The 18,464-nt window shown below is 37.8% G+C and carries 19 protein-coding genes; 12 read left to right on the forward strand and 7 right to left on the reverse strand.

Going from position 1 to position 18,464, the window contains the following annotated elements:
* Window position 1: 1 nt before the first annotated feature.
* A complete protein-coding gene (locus ABS766_RS05670; protein ID WP_408084157.1) occupies window positions 2-781 on the reverse strand; it encodes a 5'-nucleotidase C-terminal domain-containing protein in 780 nt (259 codons plus the stop codon).
* A gap of 55 nt (window positions 782-836) precedes the next feature.
* On the opposite strand from ABS766_RS05670, the gene ABS766_RS05675 reads away from it, so the two are divergent.
* The 7 genes from ABS766_RS05675 to recN all read left to right on the forward strand — a co-directional run bounded on the left by ABS766_RS05675 (window position 837) and on the right by recN (window position 7,426).
* The gene (locus tag ABS766_RS05675) at window positions 837-1,343 is read left to right on the forward strand and encodes a DUF6913 domain-containing protein (RefSeq protein ID WP_408084158.1); all 507 of its coding nucleotides are present in this window, start codon (window positions 837-839) and stop codon (window positions 1,341-1,343) included.
* A gap of 1 nt (window position 1,344) precedes the next feature.
* Window positions 1,345-2,241 carry a 4-hydroxy-tetrahydrodipicolinate synthase gene (gene dapA, locus ABS766_RS05680; protein ID WP_408084159.1) on the forward strand — a complete coding sequence of 299 codons (897 nt, stop codon included), beginning with the start codon at window positions 1,345-1,347 and terminating at the stop codon, window positions 2,239-2,241.
* Window positions 2,242-2,416: 175 nt separating this feature from the next.
* Window positions 2,417-3,223, forward strand: coding sequence for an outer membrane protein assembly factor BamD (locus ABS766_RS05685; protein WP_408084160.1), 807 nt, complete (start codon window positions 2,417-2,419; stop codon window positions 3,221-3,223).
* Window positions 3,224-3,231: 8 nt separating this feature from the next.
* A complete protein-coding gene (locus tag ABS766_RS05690) occupies window positions 3,232-3,549 on the forward strand; it encodes a DNA-directed RNA polymerase subunit omega (protein WP_408084327.1) in 318 nt (105 codons plus the stop codon).
* Between the two features lie 8 nt (window positions 3,550-3,557).
* A complete protein-coding gene (gene coaBC / locus ABS766_RS05695) occupies window positions 3,558-4,769 on the forward strand; it encodes a bifunctional phosphopantothenoylcysteine decarboxylase/phosphopantothenate--cysteine ligase CoaBC (protein ID WP_408084161.1) in 1,212 nt (403 codons plus the stop codon).
* Complete coding sequence (gene porD, locus ABS766_RS05700) at window positions 4,762-5,646, forward strand: type IX secretion system protein PorD (RefSeq protein ID WP_408084162.1); 885 nt, start codon at window positions 4,762-4,764, stop codon at window positions 5,644-5,646. The genes coaBC and porD overlap by 8 nt, the downstream gene beginning before the upstream one ends.
* A 127-nt stretch (window positions 5,647-5,773) precedes the next feature.
* Window positions 5,774-7,426, forward strand: a complete 1,653-nt coding sequence (gene recN, locus ABS766_RS05705) for a DNA repair protein RecN (protein ID WP_408084163.1) — start codon at window positions 5,774-5,776, stop codon at window positions 7,424-7,426.
* On the opposite strand, the gene ABS766_RS05710 is transcribed toward recN, so the two are convergent.
* Entirely contained in the window at window positions 7,415-7,897 is a 483-nt protein-coding gene (locus ABS766_RS05710) for a hypothetical protein (protein WP_408084164.1), read from the reverse strand. The two genes, recN and ABS766_RS05710, sit on opposite strands and share 12 nt — an antisense overlap.
* Before the next feature lie 127 nt (window positions 7,898-8,024).
* Here ABS766_RS05710 and fabV point away from each other — a divergent pair, with 127 nt between their 5' ends.
* The 5 genes from fabV to ABS766_RS05735 all read left to right on the forward strand — a co-directional run bounded on the left by fabV (window position 8,025) and on the right by ABS766_RS05735 (window position 13,298).
* Entirely contained in the window at window positions 8,025-9,215 is a 1,191-nt protein-coding gene (gene fabV / locus ABS766_RS05715; protein WP_408084165.1) for an enoyl-ACP reductase FabV, read from the forward strand.
* A 169-nt stretch (window positions 9,216-9,384) separates the two neighbouring features.
* Entirely contained in the window at window positions 9,385-10,389 is a 1,005-nt protein-coding gene (locus ABS766_RS05720; RefSeq protein WP_408084166.1) for a glycosyltransferase, read from the forward strand.
* Window positions 10,382-10,966: a dephospho-CoA kinase gene (gene coaE, locus ABS766_RS05725; protein ID WP_408084167.1), complete on the forward strand. Its 585-nt coding sequence runs from the start codon at window positions 10,382-10,384 to the stop codon at window positions 10,964-10,966. Before ABS766_RS05720 ends, coaE begins: the two co-directional genes overlap by 8 nt.
* 72 nt (window positions 10,967-11,038) lie before the next feature.
* A complete protein-coding gene (locus tag ABS766_RS05730; protein ID WP_408084168.1) occupies window positions 11,039-12,571 on the forward strand; it encodes a sensor histidine kinase in 1,533 nt (510 codons plus the stop codon).
* A gap of 4 nt (window positions 12,572-12,575) precedes the next feature.
* Window positions 12,576-13,298, forward strand: coding sequence for a response regulator transcription factor (locus ABS766_RS05735; protein WP_408084169.1), 723 nt, complete (start codon window positions 12,576-12,578; stop codon window positions 13,296-13,298).
* 83 nt (window positions 13,299-13,381) lie between these two features.
* Here the strand turns inward: ABS766_RS05735 and ABS766_RS05740 are convergent, their stop codons facing one another.
* From ABS766_RS05740 to ABS766_RS05760, 5 genes are all read right to left on the reverse strand, one after another.
* The gene (locus ABS766_RS05740; protein ID WP_408084170.1) at window positions 13,382-14,131 is read right to left on the reverse strand and encodes an acyl-[acyl-carrier-protein] thioesterase; all 750 of its coding nucleotides are present in this window, start codon (window positions 14,129-14,131) and stop codon (window positions 13,382-13,384) included.
* On the reverse strand, window positions 14,118-15,041 hold the full coding sequence (miaA, locus tag ABS766_RS05745) for a tRNA (adenosine(37)-N6)-dimethylallyltransferase MiaA (RefSeq protein ID WP_408084171.1): 924 nt from the start codon (window positions 15,039-15,041) through the stop codon (window positions 14,118-14,120). The genes ABS766_RS05740 and miaA overlap by 14 nt, the downstream gene beginning before the upstream one ends.
* Window positions 15,042-15,043: 2 nt before the next feature.
* Window positions 15,044-16,408: an exonuclease domain-containing protein gene (locus tag ABS766_RS05750; protein WP_408084172.1), complete on the reverse strand. Its 1,365-nt coding sequence runs from the start codon at window positions 16,406-16,408 to the stop codon at window positions 15,044-15,046.
* 81 nt (window positions 16,409-16,489) lie between these two features.
* Window positions 16,490-17,164: a YggS family pyridoxal phosphate-dependent enzyme gene (locus ABS766_RS05755; protein ID WP_408084173.1), complete on the reverse strand. Its 675-nt coding sequence runs from the start codon at window positions 17,162-17,164 to the stop codon at window positions 16,490-16,492.
* A gap of 41 nt (window positions 17,165-17,205) precedes the next feature.
* Window positions 17,206-18,420, reverse strand: coding sequence for a DUF1015 domain-containing protein (locus ABS766_RS05760; RefSeq protein WP_408084174.1), 1,215 nt, complete (start codon window positions 18,418-18,420; stop codon window positions 17,206-17,208).
* Between the last annotated feature and the right edge of the window lie 44 nt (window positions 18,421-18,464).

Raw genomic sequence — 18,464 nt, forward strand, 5'->3', positions numbered from 1 at the left:
TTTATTCTGTTATTATACGCTCTGTTGTAATAACAGGCAGCGTGTCTACTTCTTTAAAATAATCTATGTATAAGTTGCGTAGCTTATAATCCATATCATAAGTCGTTACTGCCTTTTTAAAAAAATCCATGTTGTCGCCGCCATTAGCCAGATAATCAGAAGTGGCTACATAATATATTTTGTCTGTTTGCACAGGCTGGCCCTGCACGGTTACTTTTTTAACGTTGCCGTTTTTATCCAGTATAATTTCCATACCTGTAAGTGGGTGTGGTTTACGCCCATCGGCCATATAATTAGCAATATCTGTAATTTGCTGACCTTTTAAGGCAATTACCAATAGTGAATTTTCAAAAGGCATAATTTCGTAAGCAGTGCGCGCAGTAACATTACCTTTGGGTATAATAGCCCGTATGCCGCCATAATTAAGCAGGCAAACATCTACATGTTTATTTTCGCGTTGCATGAGTAATTTATCCGCTTTATCAAACGCCACATCAGACATAAGGTTTCCAATAGTGGTTTGCCAGCCTTTAATATGTTGGGACTTATCAAAGGTTTCCGGTGCATAGGCCAGTATGCTGTCCAGGTCACGGTTTATATGCTCACGGTAGGGCGAAATAAAGTTTTCAATTTGTTTTTCAGGAGAAATATCTTTGTTGATATTAATCTGTTTGCCGGTTATAGCTGTATTTTTGTAGTTACTGCTACTGCAAGAGGCTAATATTATAATTGTTAGGAATAAAACAATCCTGTAATAGTATGTGTTATACTTTTTTCGCATAGATATTGTGTATGACCTTTATTTCAATACTTTTGCATTTGGCAATAAAAGTACTATGTTTTTAAGGTTTATTAAAGATTTTGGCCTAAAAAAGAATATTAAGAAAAGGTTATATAATTATCAAGCCGCTGCCGCTACAGGAAAAATTAAAAAAGTAGGTATAATAGTCCCCGAAGTACATAACGGGCAACTTATACAAAGATTAACAGGCAGGGGTATAAAGGGAGAAGATATAACTTCACTTTGTTTCATTAAAAGGAAAAATAAACAGGAAAATGCCAAAGGCATATTTTCTTACACAGATATTACAGCTGGGGGAGATTTTACAGGGCAGGAAGTAAGCAGTTTTATAAAACAGCCTTTTGACCTGCTGATAAGTTATTACAATAATGGCGAATTACCCCTTGTTGCAGCTTCAGTGCAATCGGAGGCAGGCTTTAAAGTGGGGCTTTCGGGGGCAGATATACGTATTAACAGCCTCATTATTGATTCGGTAGCGGGTAATTATGATGAATTTATAACAGAACTATTTAAATACTTGAATACTTTAAATAAATTGTGATATGCAGTTATTAACAGGTACAGGCGTGGCGCTGGTAACTCCTTTTAAAGAAGACTTTACGGTGGATACCAATGCGTTAGAGCGTATAGTGAATTACCAGATTGAGGGAGGTATTGATTACCTTGTGGTGTTGGGCACAACAGGAGAGCCTGCTATACTAACCAAAGAAGAAAAAGAACTGGTTATACATACGGTTATAAAAGCAAATGATAACCGGATACCTTTGGTTTTGGGTGTTGGCGGTAACAATACTGCCGAAGTGGTGAATGAACTTAAAACGAGGGATCTTTCAGCTTTTAGTGCGGTATTATCTGTTTCGCCTTATTATAATAAGCCAACACAAGAGGGAATTTACCAGCACTTTAAAGCTATTGCGCAAGCATCTCCGCTACCGGTAATACTATATAATGTTCCCGGCCGTACTGCAAGTAATGTGTTACCTGCAACGGTAATACGCCTGGCAAGTGACTTTAAAAATATTGTAGCTATAAAAGAAGCTGCGGGCGATATAGTGCAAGCCATGAAACTTCTTCAGCATAAACCAAAAGAGTTTTTAGTGATTTCTGGTGATGATATGCTGGCCTTACCGGTAATACTTGCTGGAGGAGCAGGGGTGATATCTGTAATTGGGGCAGCATTTCCTAAAGAGTTTTCGCAAATGGTAAAACTTGGGCTTCAACGTAAAACAGACGAAGCCTACCAACTCCATTATCAGTTAGCTGATGCTATAGATATGATATTTGAGCAAGGTAATCCTGCGGGTATTAAGTATTTGCTTAACGAACTTGGACTTGGTAATGATGTGGTAAGGCTGCCATTGGTAACTGTAGATGATGCCCTGAAAGCAAGGCTTAAAACTTTTACAAAGCAACTGCTTAGCGTTGCCACGGTGCGTTAAAAGGTTTATTTTTACAGGCAGTTATAATAATTTTGGTAAAATACAGTTTAGTAAAGTGCCTTAAGGCATGTTTTTATAAGATAATCATGCCGGGTAAAATTTATTTTTTTATTAACCGGATTATTGATAATTTTGCAGTTTTGTAAACATTGGCTGCGTAATAGCCCCACCACTTATGTATAGAATTTTTTATATACTTTTTTTAGCCCTTATACTTACTTCATGCAGCGAATTTCAAAAGGCAGTTAAATCAGATGATATTAAACTGCAGTATGAGGTTGGGGAAAAAATGTATGAAAAGGAAAAGTATGCGAAGGCAATACGTCTCTTTGAAAAAATAGTACCCTCTTACAGGGGTAAACCGCAGGCCGAAAAGCTGTTTTACATGTACAGCATGTCTTTATATAATACAAAACAGTATTATACAGCAGGATACCAGTTTGAGAGTTTTGCGGCTACGTATCCCACAAGCCTAAAGGCTGAGGAAGCTGCTTTTTTAAGCGCTAAGTCTTATTCTATGCTTTCTCCCAGGTATTCATTAGACCAGGAAGATACATACAGGGCGTTAGACAGGCTACAGGCATTTATTAATAAATATCCTAATTCCCAGTACATGCCAGAGGCTAATGAAGTTGTACAGACACTAAATGAAAAACTGGAGAAAAAGGCTTTTGAAATTGCAAAACAATACCATACTACTGCAGAATATTTTGGAGATTATACCGCTCCTATAAAGGCTTTTGAAAATTTTTTAATAGATTTTCCGGGTTCAAAATACAGGGAAGATGCATTATATTATAAATTTGACAGTGCGTATGAACTGGCTATAAACAGTGTATATGCTAAAATGTACGACAGGCTTTTAGCTGCTAAAACGCACTATGCTGCGCTGATTAAGTTTAATGCAGATACAAAATACAGACAGGAAGTTGACCAGAAACTGGCAGATATAGACAAAGCATTACAAAATTTTTCTAAATAAACGTTATGATAGATTTAAAGAAGGCCTCGGCGCCCGTAAATACCATTACCTACAATAAGAACAAGATTGAAGAACCGACAGGTAATGTGTACGAAGCTATAACTATTATAGCTAAAAGGGCGAACCAGATTAATACAGAGATAAAAAAAGAGCTTATTGAAAAGCTTGAAGAATTTGCTACTTATAACGATAGCCTTGAAGAGGTTTTTGAAAATAAAGAGCAGATAGAAGTTTCTAAGTTTTATGAGAAACTTCCAAAGCCGCATGCACTTGCTGTGCAGGAGTGGTTAGAAGATAAAATTTATTACAGGGAACCATCTAAATAACCAGCAGCATGTCTGTTTTAAGCGGTAAAAAAATACTACTGGGCATTTCCGGGGGCATTGCCGCATATAAAACAGCATCTTTGGTTAGGCTTTTTATAAAGGCAGGTGCGCATGTACGTGTAGTCATGACGCCTGCCTCTAAAGATTTTATTACCCCCCTCACATTATCTACACTTTCCAAAAACCCGGTGTATTCTTCTTTTTATAATGAAGAGGATGAAAATGCTGTATGGAATAACCATGTAGAACTTGGCCTTTGGGCCGATTTTTTTGTAATTGCCCCGGCTACAGCCAATACACTTTCTAAAATGGTTTCGGGCAATGCCGATAACCTCCTTATAGCTACGTATCTTTCGGCTAAATGCCCGGTGTATTTTGCCCCGGCTATGGATCTTGATATGTATCGCCATCCTTCCACAACAGACAGTTTTGATAAGTTACAGGCTTTTGGCAATAGTATAATTCCTGCTGAATCAGGAGAGCTTGCCAGTGGGCTTCATGGGGAAGGGCGTATGGCAGAACCAGAACATATTATTGCATTTATAGAAAAAGACATTGAAGGGAAATTACCCTTGCGCGGAAAAAAAGTACTAATTACCGCAGGCCCAACATACGAACCTATAGACCCTGTGCGTTTTATAGGTAACTATAGCACCGGTAAAATGGGGTATGATATTGCGGCAGAAGCTGCTGCCCAGGGTGCAGAGGTGGTTTTGATTAGCGGGCCAACCCATTTGCAACTGCCTGCGGGCAATATAACTGCTGTTAACGTGGTATCGTCCCAACAGATGTATGAAGCCTGCCATGCGCATTTTGATAATGCAGATGTTGTGATTGCTGCAGCTGCTGTAGCCGATTACCGGCCTGCTGTTGTCGCCACACAAAAGATAAAAAAGAATGAGCCTGGATTAATGCTGGAACTTGAAAAGACTAAAGATATACTGGCATCTTTAGGGGAAAGAAAAAAAAATCAGTTTTTAATTGGCTTTGCCCTTGAAACTGAAAATGAAATTGAGCATGCCAGGCAAAAAATAAAGAAAAAAAACTTAGATTTGATTGTGCTTAACTCGCTTAATGATGAAGGTGCAGGCTTTGGCAAGCCAACAAATAAAGTTACCTTTATTGACAGCCAGTTTAATGAGGAACCTATGGAACTGAAAACAAAAGAAGCTGTAGCAAAGGATATTATTAATAAAATTAAAAAGCATTACAATGTATAAACTTACGGTAATAGTACTCTTTATGTTAGGCTTTGCAACGCAGGCGCAGGAGCTTAACTGTACGGTACAGGTAAACTACAGCATGATTACTGATGCAAACCCCCAAGTGTTTAAAACACTTGAAAATTCGCTTAATGATTTTGTTAATAATACCCGTTTTACTAACCGGAATTTTGCCCGTAATGAACGTATTGAATGTTCTATGGTGTTTACGGTAACAGCTTATAGTAATAATGGGTTTAATACCGCCCTTCAGGTGCAATCATTACGTCCGGTATTCAACTCAACCTACGCATCGCCTATCTTTAATTTTAATGATAAAGATGCCAATTTCAGTTACAATGAAGGCCAGAACCTAACGTATAACCCCAATACTTTTGACTCTAACCTAATATCGCTGGTATCTTTTTATGCTAATATGATTATTGCTTTTGATGCCGATACCTTTGAGTTGAAAGGGGGAACACCTTATTATGAAACAGCGCTTAGTATTGCTACTGTGGCGCAAAGTGGCGGTTTTGCAGGGTGGAATCAGCAGAGTGGTAACCAAAGCAGGTATTTCCTTGTTAATGACGTTTTGTCAGCAACATATGAGCCATTCAGGCAGGCTTTATATCAATATCATAGGGAAGCATTAGACCTTATGGCGGATAACCAGAAAGAAGCCAAACAAAAAACAATAACAGCTATAGAAACTCTTGGGCAGTTGTACAGGGTGCGGCCAAACGCTTTTTTAACCCGTATATTTTTTGATGCCAAGTCAGATGAAATAACCGCTATGTTTTCTTCGGGGCCTAATGTTACTATCTCTAAACTTGTAGAAACATTAAACCGCATTTCACCCTTAAACGGAACCAAGTGGAGCAAAATACATTAAGTAGTATTTATAAATAAAATTTTACTACCCGCCCTATACGGCGGGTTTGTTTTTGTAATAGGGATAAGTTGATAATTGAAGCCTATTATAGTATATTTGTATTGCTTTTTAGCCACTACTATTGTATATGCTGCAAACACTACACATTAAAAATTTTGCTCTTATAGAGCACCTGGATATTGACTTTAAAGGCAGTTTTTCTACCCTTACAGGCGAAACCGGTGCCGGTAAATCTATACTGCTTGGTGCTCTTGGACTGGTGCTGGGTAACCGTGCTGATTTAGGCTCTTTAAAAGATAAAGGCATCAAGTGTATTGTTGAGGCATATTTTGATATTGAAGGGTATAACCTACAGCCTTTTTTTAAAGAAAATGACCTGGACTATGAGTCTGTAACCATTATCCGGAGGGAAATACTGCCATCGGGTAAAAGCCGCGCTTTTATAAACGACAGCCCGGTAACACTATCAGAATTACAGGAGTTGGGCAGCTATCTTATAGACATACATTCCCAACAGCAAACCAGGGAGCTGAGTGATGAGCAGTACCAGTTACAAATACTGGATGCTGTAGCCGGTAACACTGCTTTACTCAAAACGTATAGTAGTCAACTTGCGAGCTATAAAGCTGTGCAATCTGAGCTAAAAAAACTGGTTGAACAAAAAAGTAACCTGGGTAAAGAACAGGATTATAATACATATCTGCTTAATGAACTGATAGTTGCTAACCTTAAATCGGAGGAACAGGCTCAACTGGAAACTGAACAGGAAAAGCTCAGTAATGTAGAGTTTATAAAAGAAGGGCTGGCCCGGGTGCTCGCCGTAGCGAATGAAGAGCAGGCAGGGGCAGTGCAAAACCTTTTAGAAATTAAAAATGCCTTGCAAAAAATAAGTGGGCTTTCGCCCGAATATGAAAATTATTTTGAGCGTATATCAAGCATACTTATTGAACTTGACGATGTAACTGAAAGTGTTTCACAATCGTATGATATTTTGGTTGATGACCCACAGGCACTGGAACTGGTTAACCAAAAACTGCAATTGATATATGCTTTGCAAAAAAAGCATAACGTAACTACTGTTGAAGAGCTTATAGCTATAAAAGAAAATCTGGAAGAGCAGGTAATACTGTCAGAAGGCCTTGATGAAGCCATCACCGAGAAAGAAGATATGGCTGCACGCCTGAAGCAGGAAACCGATGCTACAGCAGCAAAAATACATGAGGCAAGGCAAAAAGCAATTCCTATTCTTACCGAAAAAATAATAGCCATACTTGCACAGCTTGGTATGCCAAATGCCCGGTTTAATTTTGAACTGAACGCAACTGATACCTACCATAGTAGTGGTAAAGATAGTATAAACCTGTTGTTTTCGGCAAATAAAGGCACAAGTTTCGGGTTGCTTAAAAAAGTAGCTTCTGGTGGGGAAATGTCGCGCATTATGCTGGCAGTTAAAGCGGTACTTGCTAACTATTCTAAATTACCCTCTATAATTTTTGATGAAATAGACACGGGAGTTTCAGGAGAAATAGCAAATAAAATGGGTGATATTATGAAAGCCATGAGCCGGGAGATGCAGGTACTCGCCATAACACATTTGCCGCAGATTGCTGCCAAAGGAGACAGCCACTATAAAGTATATAAAACTACCCAGGGAGATACTACAATAAGCGAATTAAAGCTTTTAACTACAGAGGAACGCATCAGGGAAATAGCCGAAATGCTTAGCGGTAAAGATATTAGCGAATCTGCATTAACACATGCCCGCGCATTATTGGGGTAATTGCTGTTTTATTCTGCCATTTTTTACTTTCTTTTTCCAGTTTATTATAGGAATTATAATAGCAAGGTTAATAAGAAATATTGTTGCATATATGGCAAAAGGTATAATAACGTTATAAGAGTCATATAAAAAGCGCCTGTAGTTTAATATTGCAAAGCAAATAGTAATAGATAAGCAACAGCTTGAACTCATTAACCCTATACCCGAAATAATAGTTTTATTGCTAATCTTCAATACATCTTTTTTAGAAAATACCATCATTAGGTTTAATGAAGTGGGGAGTACAACAAATAATATTACCAGAAAAATCACAAATAATTCATCTTCATTACTTATAATTTTATTTTTTAGCCTAATTATCCAAAACAGAAGTTGGGTAGTACAAAAACCTATGGCAAAATAAATATAAAACCTTTTCCAGGGGTTATAAGGAGCTTCTATAAATTCTTTTTCATGAATAAGGTCATCCATTGTAATGATGTCTGTAAAATAAGAAATAGCAATTAATATAAACTAAAGATACAGAAAACATAATTATACTCCCTTTTTGTTTTTTATATTTGCCAAGAACTAAATTTAAAATACTGATAACACAGTTATGAAAATAGAACCCAGAATGCGCGGCTTTATATGCCTTACAGCACACCCCGATGGTGCCGCTCAAAGTGTTAAAAACCAGATAGAATACGTAAAATCTAAAGGAGCAATAGCTAATGGCCCTCAAAAAGTGCTGGTTATAGGTGCTTCTACCGGTTTTGGGTTGGCATCTCGTATTACTGCCGCTTTTGGAAATAATGCTGCTACCATAGGTGTTTTTTTTGAAAAAGCGCCTACAGAAGGTAAAACAGCATCACCAGGCTGGTATAATTCTGCCGCTTTTGAAAAAGAAGCCCACGCCGCAGGCCTTTATGCCAAAAGTATTAATGGTGATGCCTTTAGCAAAGAAATTAAACAACAGACTATAGATTTGATTAAGGCTGACCTTGGCCAGGTAGACCTTATTGTGTACAGCCTTGCTTCGCCGGTGCGCCAGCATCCGGAAACCGGGGTGTTGCACCGTAGTGTGCTTAAGCCTATTGGCGATGCCTATCATAACAAAACAGTAGACTTTCATACAGGTAAAGTTTCTGAAGTGTCTATACAGCCCGCAGGCGAAGGCGATATTGAAAATACAGTAGCAGTAATGGGGGGCGAAGACTGGGCCATGTGGATGGAAGCTCTTAACAGTGCAGGTGTGCTGGCAGAGGGTGTTACTACTGTGGCATATTCTTATATTGGGCCATCACTTACCGAGCCGGTTTACCGTAAAGGTACCATAGGCCGCGCTAAAGACCACCTTGAAGCTACAGCTTTTGAAATAGCCGACAGCCTTAAAGAAATAAATGGCAGGGCTTACGTTTCGGTTAACAAAGCGCTGGTTACCCAGGCAAGTTCTGCTATACCAGTTATACCACTATACATATCATTATTATATAAAATAATGAAAGAAAAAGGTATTCATGAGGGTACTATTGAGCAAATAGACCGCCTGTATAGGGAAAGGCTTTATACCGGTAATGCTGTGCCTGTTGATGATAGAGGACGTATTAGGATAGATGACTGGGAAATGCGTGATGATGTACAGGCAGAGGTAGCTACATTATGGGAAAAGGCTACAACAGATAACTTATCGGAATTAGGTGATTTAGAAGGTTACCGTAAAGACTTTTATAACCTTTTTGGTTTTGATATTGCAGGAGTAGATTATAATGCTGATGCTAATGAAATGGTAGCTATAGAAAGTATATAAAATAAAATTAAGATTGATTAAAAAAAGCCATTTTTAAATACCTCAAAAAATAAATTTTAAGGAGTATTGTTTAATTATTGCTACTAAATAAAAATATAATCTATAATCATCAGCCGCCATTTTTGGTGGCTGATGTGTTTTTATATATAACTTTGTTAAAAAATAGACTATGTATTTTTCTTTAGTGATTCCGGTATATAACAGGCCTCATGAAGTGCGTGAGTTACTGGAGAGCCTTTCCCAACAGGATTATGGCGGAAAATTTGAGGTGGTTATAGTAGAAGACGGTTCTGCCATATCAAGCCGTGAAATTGTAGAAACTTTTTCCGGCAAGCTTTTCCTGTCTTATTATTATAAACAAAATACCGGCCCGGGAGATTCCAGGAATTATGGAATGGAAAAAGCAAAAGGAGATTATTTTATAATACTTGATTCTGATTGTATTATTCCGCCCGGTTACTTAACAGCAGTAGCGCAAAATCTTCAAGCGGAATTTGTGCATTGTTTTGGCGGCCCTGATGCGGCCCTTGACAGTTTTAGCAACGTACAAAAGGCTATTAATTTCTCTATGACCTCATTTATTACTACAGGTGGGGTAAGGGGTAAAACCGAGAAAATAAGTAAATTTCAGCCACGCAGTTTTAATATGGGCTTATCCAGGCAGGCATTTGAGGCTACCGGGGGGTTTGGCAATATTCATCCCGGCGAGGATCCTGACCTTGCACTGAGGCTATGGAAAATGGGATATAAAACAAAGTTATTCACAAATGCCTATGTGTACCATAAGCGCCGTATTGACTGGTATAAATTTTATATGCAGGTAAATAAATTTGGCAAAGTACGCCCTATACTGGATCAATGGCATCCTGAATATAGAAAAATTACCTACCTGTTTCCGGCACTCTTTTTTATAGGTTTTATTTGTTCAGTTTTATTTTTGCTAATCCATGTATATTTTCCGCTCTATCTTTATATTTTGTATTTTATAATGGTATTTGTAATATCAGCTGTAAAAAATAAGAGCCTAAAAATAGGCATGCTGTCTGTTCCCGCCGCAGCCATACAATTTTATGGTTATGGCCGGGGTTATATAGAAGCGTTTGTAAAAATAGTAGTGCTTAAAAAGCAACCCCAAAATGTTTTTCCAACCCTTTTCTTTAAAAAAAATGACTAAAATAGTAGGCCTTACAGGGGGTATAGGTAGTGGTAAAAGCACTATAGCTAAATTTTTTGAGGCATTGGACGTACCGGTATATTATGCTGACGAAGAAGCAAAAAAAATATTAAACCTGCCCGAAACAGTTACAAAGTTAGTAGACCTGTTTGGTGAGGCTATAATAGCTCGGGGTGGTTTGCCCGACAGGGCTAAGATAGCTGAAGTGGTGTTTAATGATAAAGTAAAACTGGAGATGCTTAATAAAATTATTCATCCTGGGGTAGCACAGCATTTTGATGACTGGGTAAAGCAACAAACCAAACACCCCTATGTAATTAAAGAAGCCGCCATACTTTTTGAAAGTGGAAGTTATAAAAACTGTGATTTTGTTATTACTGTAACGGCTCCTATTGAAACACGTATTGAACGTGTTATAACGCGCGACAATGTGTCGCGCCAACAGGTGCTGCAACGTATGGAAAACCAATGGCATGACGACAAAAAAATAAGCCTCTCGGATTTTATAATTACTAATATATCATTAGAAGATTCTAAAAAACAGGTGGTTAGAATAAATGATAAAATAATTATGTAAAAACTACAAAATGCTGTTAATCTTAGGTTAATATCTTCAATTAGTAAATGTTAAAATGTTAATTTTGTAGTGATGAATAAAAACAGGTTCCGTTTACTGGTATTTTTTATGAGCCTTTCCCTTTTGGGGATTATCCTTGTACAATTATATTGGGTGAACTCATCTTTAAGAAGTAAGGACGAACAGTTTAAATTTCATGTACAGCAGATTTTAGAGCGCGCAGCCAAAAAACTGGAACAGCAGGAAGCTTATAAGTTTTTGGAAATTTATAACCGTTATAAAGACAGTACAGGTAATGCCCCTACACGTGCAGATCTTTTGCCGCTTTATGACAGAAATATTACCAAGAACACCCGAAAAAGCATCATTTTTTCAGATAAAATAATCAGGGAATATGATGATGTGCTCTTTGACAAAGAAAAAATTGACTACCTGGTAGGTGAAAAAAAGAAACAGGTACGTGATACATCTGCAACAATAGAAGATATTGAAAGCCATGAAGAAATTGATGAAATAGAAAAATTTAAGTTTATAGGTTTTATAAAAGATTTCAGGCAGTACAATTACCTTGAAAGCTGGGTTACAAAAGAAACCGTGAATAAGCTGCTTTCGTCTGAATTAAAAGAAAACGGTGTGGACACGCCCTTTGAATTTGCCATTTTTAATAATGGGCTGGCAACCAAAATAAAATCTGACAATCTTAAGTATATCAGTGGGCAAATGTATGACCACCCTATTTTTACTGATGCCGAAGGCAACGGTGGGCGTTACAGGTTGCTGGTAAGTTTCCCGGAAAAGAGAACATACCTGTTTTCACTGATTTTGGGTATTACATCATTATCACTTGTTTTTACTACGATAATAATAATTGCTTATCTAAGTGCTATTAACCAGCTTATAAAGCAAAAGCATATCTCTGAAATTAAGACAGATTTTATTAATAATATGACGCATGAGTTTAAAACGCCTATAGCTACCATTAACCTTGCGTTAGATGCCATAAAAAACCCTAAAATATCTGAGGATGCAGAAAGAAGGCAGCGTTACCTGCAAATGATACGGGATGAAAATAAAAGGATGCACGCACAGGTAGAAAATGTACTGCAAATTAGTAAACTGGATAAAAGAGAACTTGAAATAAATAAAGAACCAGCCGATTTGCATGAAATGCTGGATAATGCCATAGAACATGTGCACCTTATTATAGAGGCAGAGCATGGTACGCTTACCCGCTATTTTGAGGCAACACGCACTACGGCTTTGCTAAATGATGTACATTTTACTAATGTATTAGTTAATATTTTAGATAATGCCATCAAATATTCGCCAGATGGCCCCGTTATTGATATATATACTGAAAACGTTAAGGACTTTGTATTAGTAAAAATAAGTGATAAAGGACTTGGGATGTCTAAAAACACCCAAAAAAGGATTTTTGAAAAATTTTACCGGGAGCATACCGGAGATATACATAATGTAAAAGGACATGGCCTTGGCCTTGCTTATGTGAAAAGAATAATTGAAGACCATAATTGCCACATTTATGTGGAAAGTGAAAAAGGAAAAGGAAGTACATTTATAATTAAAGTGCCACTAATAAATTAAAAATATGGAAGAAGCAAACAAAAAGATTCTTTTAGTTGAAGATGACCCAAATTTTGGGGCTGTACTAAAAGATTATCTATTAATTAATGATTTTGACGTTACTCTGGCTAAGAACGGTATGGAAGGTTTTGAGAAGTTTAAAAAAGATAACTTTGACCTTTGTATACTTGACGTAATGATGCCGTATAAAGATGGTTATACCCTTGCCAGGGAAATAAGGGAAAAAAATAAGGAAGTGCCTATTATATTTCTTACAGCTAAATCTATGAAAGAAGATGTGCTTAAAGGGTATAAGGTAGGGGCTGATGATTACCTGAACAAGCCTTTTGACTCTGAGGTGCTTTTAATGAAAATTAAAGCTATCATAAATAGGAAGGCTTCTGAAACTAAAACAGACAACACTAAGTTTGAGTTTCAGATTGGTAAGTTTCACCTTAACTCAAAACTGCGTTTTCTTACTTATGATAATGAGGAGCCTATAAAATTGTCTCCAAAAGAAAATGAGTTGCTAAAAATGCTTGCCCTGCATGAAAATGACCTTATGCCAAGGGAGCTTGCCCTGACCAAAATATGGAGGGACGACAATTACTTTACTTCAAGAAGTATGGATGTGTATATTGCCAAGCTACGCAAATACCTGAAACCGGATGATGATGTTGAAATACTTAACATTCACGGTGAAGGTTTTAGGCTTGTAGTAAAAAATAAAGTTACCGAAGAGAAATAGTACGGTAATTAATAGTATAGAATCTCCTCCTTTACAGTACAGGTTACCCGTGCGGGCCAGCCATAACTGCATAGGAGGATTTTTTATTCCTTATTTTTCCAGTTAAGTTCCAGCGCAAAACAAGTATTTTCCTGTTTGTTTACACTAAAAAAACTCTGTTTCTCCTCTGTGGATGTTTCTATCTGAACCGTATCGCCTAATTGAAGCTCTTTTATAAAATTCATATCAAAACTTTCCAGTTCAGATTTTAAAAGCCTTTTGGGGTTTATAGTATCAAGGCACCACTCCAGGTATTTTACATTATTGGCATGGTTAACAATATCAAGGTCAGAAAATGCCACTTGGTATTCCCCCGCAGTAATTACCTCCCGGTCAAGTTCAATCCGCTTAAAGTTTTCCACTGTAGCCTGCCTATCAGGATATTTTATAAAATGCTCATGAGGTAGTGCAAGAGGCTCTGGCCTGCGCAATTTTGTATTTAGTACAGCCCAAAACGTTACAGAACCCGCCATTTTTTTATCGCCACAATACATTTCCAGTGCCCGTACAGAGCGTGATCCCTGCAAATCATATATCCATGTTTTTATAGTAACAGTATCACGCCAACGTGGTAATTCTTCTATTTCTACCCGCATGCGGCTAAGTACCCATGCCTGGTCATGCTCCTGCATATCAGTAAAGCTTAGCCCCCCTTTTTCAGCATGGTAGCCTGCGGTAATTTGTAACAGGTTACACAGCTCTGTATATTTAAGCTGCCCGTTAGGCATACATTGCAGAAAATTAATTTCCCACTCATGGCTGTATACTGATGTAAAATCTTTAGCTATTGGCATGGATTTGCTGTTCTATATAATTAATAATTTCCTGTGGCGGAGCTTCAAAATCAAACCATGTTGCATTTTCAGCACGTTTAAACCATGTTATTTGCCTTTTAGCAAAACGGCGTGTATTCTTTTTAATTTCTTCAATGGCAAAATCAAGCGAAATTTCACCATCAAAATAACTAAAAAGTTCCCTATAGCCTACGGTTTGCAGTGCATTAAGCGTTTTATACTTATGTAGGTTTCTGGCTTCTTCAACCAGACCTGACTGTACCATTAGGTTTACCCTTTGGTTAATACGCCCGTACATCAGTTCCCGTTCAGCATTAAGGCCTATTAGTATAGAGGTAAAATTACGGTTGCTTTTTTTACTGTTTAAAAACGAAGAATACGGTTTACCTGTGCCAATACAAACTTCCAGCGCACGCATAAGGCGCTGCGGGTTTTCTTTAGCTACTTTATTGTAATGTTGTGGGTCAAGCCGCTGTAACTCATCCTGAAGGTATGCAATACCTTTGGTTTCATATTCTTTAATAAGCTGCTGCCGTATGGCGGGTTCAATATCCGGAAAGTTGTCTAAACCTTTTAAAACGGCATCTATATAAAGCCCGGAACCTCCTACCATTACTGCAACATCATCTTTTTTATATAACCTATCGAGCATGGCGATAGCATCGCGTTCAAAATCACCCACGCTGTATTCTTCAAAAATACTGATGTTTTGTATAAAATGATGTGGGGCAGCTTTTAATTCTTCTTTAGAGGGAGCGGCAGTACCTATTGTCATTTCTTTAAAAAACTGCCGGCTGTCAGCAGAAATTATATCACATTTAAAGTGTTTGGCAATTTCTATAGCCAATGCGGTTTTACCAATAGCAGTAGGGCCAATTACGGTTATCAGGTATTTTTCTGAAAGGGCCATCCTTAAAAACGTAGTATTTTAAGCGCTTTATTTTTGCGGATATAATCGCTGATAATCTTTTTACTGTCTTTATTACTTGCTATAGGTACCATTATACTTTTAAGTATATCCAGGTGGGTTACCTGGTGATTAAGGCTGAAGAATGCATAACCTAAAAATACACCATTTTCAATAAGTACGGCACTGCGTTCGTTTACATTACGGCCACGATCTACCAGTACCATGCTTTGTTTGTAAAAGCTGTTGGCATTAATAAAATTCTGCACACGGTTATTATACGCTTCAACAGGTTCTTTTTGCAGGCAGGCACCGTTGCAATTGCCCAGTGTATAAGGAAAACAGCTTTTTTTAGAAGAAGGATCCATATCGTTAATTTTCTGGCACAACGTATAGCTTTCGGTTATTTTATACTGTGCGCTTTTTGCCTCGGCAGTTCCGGTAAATGAAATAATTTCTTTCTTGCGTCCATCTGTTTTTTCAAGTTTAAGGGCTATATAGCCATTAGTATCTTTAACCGGGTATAACGATAAGGGGTATGTATTTTTTTTAAGTGTACGGTTAAGCAGTGGGCGGTTCTTTTTTATTTCGTGGCACTCTTTAAGCATAGCGATAAGTTCGCTGCCGGTTTCTTCGTAAGTAACGGTAAAAGCCTGTTTTTGTATTTTTTTTGACTTACGCGATGTGCCTGTAAAATGTTGATTTACTCTTTTTTTAATATTACGGCTCATGCCAATATAAATAAGATCGCCATTTTGTTTGTAAATGTAATACAGGCCTGTAACGGCAGGTATACTTTCTAAAAGGTCTAACAGGCGGGGGGCAAGCCCTTGCCTGTTTTCTGTTTTTATAAGGCTCTTTACAATTTCTTTTTCGGTATCTTTTTCTAATAGTAATTTAAAAAGCTGTACCGTAGCCATTGCATCTCCTGTGGCTCGGTGCCTGTCGCTCATGGGTATGCCAAGTGAGCGTACCAGTTTACCCAGGCTGTGCGATGGTTGCTCCGGCAATAATTTTTGGCTTAACTCTACCGTACAAAGGGTTTGCTTTTCAAAATTATATCCAAGGTTTTTAAATTCGGTGCGCAGCACCCTGTAATCAAACTGTGCATTATGGGCAACAAGAATACAGCCATCAGTAATTTCTATAATGCGTTTTGCTACCTCATGAAATTTAGGGGCGCTACGTAGCATGGCATTACTAATACCGGTTAGCTTTACTACAAAAGGCTGGATGGGTTTTTCGGGGTTAACTAGGCTTATAAACCGGTCGGTTACTTCATGACCGTCAAACTTATAAATAGCAATCTCTGTTATTCCTTCTTCATTAAATTGTCCACCAGTGGTTTCTATATCAAGTATTGCGTACATTCCCTAAAATATCCCTGATTAATGAGGCTAAACAACAAAGATAACAATATGTTTTAATATTTGGATGTTGCAGAAAACTCTTTACTCAGCATAGTTGCGTGCGCCAAATATACTGCTGCCAATACGCACCATATTACTGCCGCAGGCTATGGCAAGCTGATAGTCGCCACTCATTCCCATACTTAAAGTTTCAGGTTTAAAGTTTAAAGTTTGAGGTTGTATACTCAATTCATCAAAAATTGATTTGAGATAAGTAAATTCTTTTTTTATCCGGTTTTCATCTTCGGTAAACGTAGCCATGCCCATAAGGCCTGTAACTTTTATGTTTTTGAGCGACTTAAATTCTTCTAAAGCTAATAATTCATTCAGCTCATTCTGGTTCAACCCGAATTTGGTTTCTTCTTCGGCAATATGCATTTGCAGCAGGCAATTAATAACCCTGTTATGCTTTTTTGCCTGTTTGTTTATCTCCTTCAGCAGTTTCAGGCTGTCTACCCCATGTATCAGGCTAACATAGGGTGCCATATATTTTACTTTATTGGTTTGTACATGGCCTATCATGTGCCATTCAATATCTTTAGGCATTTCTTCCCATTTATCCGTCATTTCCTGGATTTTATTCTCCCCGAAAATACGCTGCCCCGCATTATAGGCTTCCATTAAATCACTTATAGGTTTAGTTTTGCTTACCGCTACTAAAGTAACATGGGGTGGGAGGGATGCTTTTATATGTTGAAGGTTATTTTTTATGCTCATGGTTTGATTTGTAGTTTACGGTTGACAGTTTTAAAAGAAAATTATAACTCATATACTACCAGCCCGCTGCGGAATTTAGGTTCAATATACGTGCTTTTTGGTGGCATGATAAGGTTGTTGTCGGCTAATGCCTTGATCTCTTCTATTGATGCAGGAAACAATGTAAAACCTACTGCATCCTCATAACTATCTACAAGTTCTTTCAGCATTGTTATGGGCCTGCTACCCGGCAGGTATTCTATGCGCACATCGCTACGGAGATCAGTAATTCCTAATAACGGATGTAATACGTTGTCATATAATATTTGTGCATCTAATGCCTCACGGACTGAAGTAAACACCCTGTTTTTTAACCGCAGGGCATAAAATTCCCCATCCATATACATGCCAAATTCAAACTTTTGTTCCGGTTTCCAAAGTTCAAGGTGCTTGTTCTCTATTTCAAAGTCTACGGCAAGCGCTTCAAGCAGATTTTCTTTTTTTAAACCGTGCAGGCTATGTATAACGCGGTTATATTCATAAATTTTAAGGTCATGTTCAGAAATAAGGAAACTCATAAAATAATTGAGGTTCTCATTACCTGTTTCTTTATCCTGGTCGTACAACATTTCTGCCGAAGCAGAACGGTGGTGCCCATCGGCTATATACAGTGCAGGGATATTATCAAACTGCTTCTGTAGCCATTGTATTTCTTCTGCATCGCGTATACGCCATAAGGTGTGTTTATCCTTATTTAAAGATGAAAAAAGATGCAATGGCCGCCTTTGCTTTCGCTCAGTAATCCATTGTTGCAACGTATTGTTTTGAGGATAAGTAATTAATACCGGCTCGGTATTAAAGCCTGTCTGATGCAGGTAATCTTTAAAATACTCTACCCGATAAGATAAGGTGTCCTCGTGTTTTTTTATGATGTTATTTTTGTAGTCTGCTATAGAAGTGGCGGCAATTATACCAGTAAATGTGTTATTACGGCTTTGTATTTCATATAATAAAAATACCGGAGCTGTTTCTTCTTTTAATATACCTTCGGTTTTAAATTCCTGATATTTAAGGTTTACTGAAGTAAACCTTGTTGCCCCTGAAAGCTTTTGCTGGTTCACATAAGCAGGATTGAGTACATGCAGAAACGAAAATGGGTTATAGTCCAGCTGCGAAGCCAGCTCTGCGGGGCTGTATTCGTCATAAGAACGCGAAGTTACCAATGCTGCTTTATCCCGGGTGGGGCGTACAGCTTTAAAAGGGACTATAGTTGCCAAATAATTTTAGTTTCAGGTTGAAAGTTTCAGGCAAAACCTAACTG

Source organism: Flavobacterium rhizosphaerae (assembly GCF_046000445.1).
Taxonomy (GTDB): Bacteria; Bacteroidota; Bacteroidia; order Flavobacteriales; family Flavobacteriaceae; genus Flavobacterium; species Flavobacterium rhizosphaerae.

Bases quoted from the DNA above. Each gene is read 5' to 3' on its own strand.
- ABS766_RS05670 (WP_408084157.1), bottom strand. From the start codon at position 781: ATGCGAAAAAAGTATAACACATACTATTACAGGATTGTTTTATTCCTA.
- ABS766_RS05675 (WP_408084158.1), top strand. From the start codon at position 837: ATGTTTTTAAGGTTTATTAAAGATTTTGGCCTAAAAAAGAATATTAAG.
- dapA (WP_408084159.1), top strand. From the start codon at position 1,345: ATGCAGTTATTAACAGGTACAGGCGTGGCGCTGGTAACTCCTTTTAAA.
- ABS766_RS05685 (WP_408084160.1), top strand. From the start codon at position 2,417: ATGTATAGAATTTTTTATATACTTTTTTTAGCCCTTATACTTACTTCA.
- coaBC (WP_408084161.1), top strand. From the start codon at position 3,558: ATGTCTGTTTTAAGCGGTAAAAAAATACTACTGGGCATTTCCGGGGGC.
- porD (WP_408084162.1), top strand. From the start codon at position 4,762: ATGTATAAACTTACGGTAATAGTACTCTTTATGTTAGGCTTTGCAACG.
- recN (WP_408084163.1), top strand. From the start codon at position 5,774: ATGCTGCAAACACTACACATTAAAAATTTTGCTCTTATAGAGCACCTG.
- ABS766_RS05710 (WP_408084164.1), bottom strand. From the start codon at position 7,897: ATGGATGACCTTATTCATGAAAAAGAATTTATAGAAGCTCCTTATAAC.
- fabV (WP_408084165.1), top strand. From the start codon at position 8,025: ATGAAAATAGAACCCAGAATGCGCGGCTTTATATGCCTTACAGCACAC.
- ABS766_RS05720 (WP_408084166.1), top strand. From the start codon at position 9,385: ATGTATTTTTCTTTAGTGATTCCGGTATATAACAGGCCTCATGAAGTG.
- coaE (WP_408084167.1), top strand. From the start codon at position 10,382: ATGACTAAAATAGTAGGCCTTACAGGGGGTATAGGTAGTGGTAAAAGC.
- ABS766_RS05730 (WP_408084168.1), top strand. From the start codon at position 11,039: ATGAATAAAAACAGGTTCCGTTTACTGGTATTTTTTATGAGCCTTTCC.
- ABS766_RS05735 (WP_408084169.1), top strand. From the start codon at position 12,576: ATGGAAGAAGCAAACAAAAAGATTCTTTTAGTTGAAGATGACCCAAAT.
- ABS766_RS05740 (WP_408084170.1), bottom strand. From the start codon at position 14,131: ATGCCAATAGCTAAAGATTTTACATCAGTATACAGCCATGAGTGGGAA.
- miaA (WP_408084171.1), bottom strand. From the start codon at position 15,041: ATGGCCCTTTCAGAAAAATACCTGATAACCGTAATTGGCCCTACTGCT.
- ABS766_RS05750 (WP_408084172.1), bottom strand. From the start codon at position 16,408: ATGTACGCAATACTTGATATAGAAACCACTGGTGGACAATTTAATGAA.
- ABS766_RS05755 (WP_408084173.1), bottom strand. From the start codon at position 17,164: ATGAGCATAAAAAATAACCTTCAACATATAAAAGCATCCCTCCCACCC.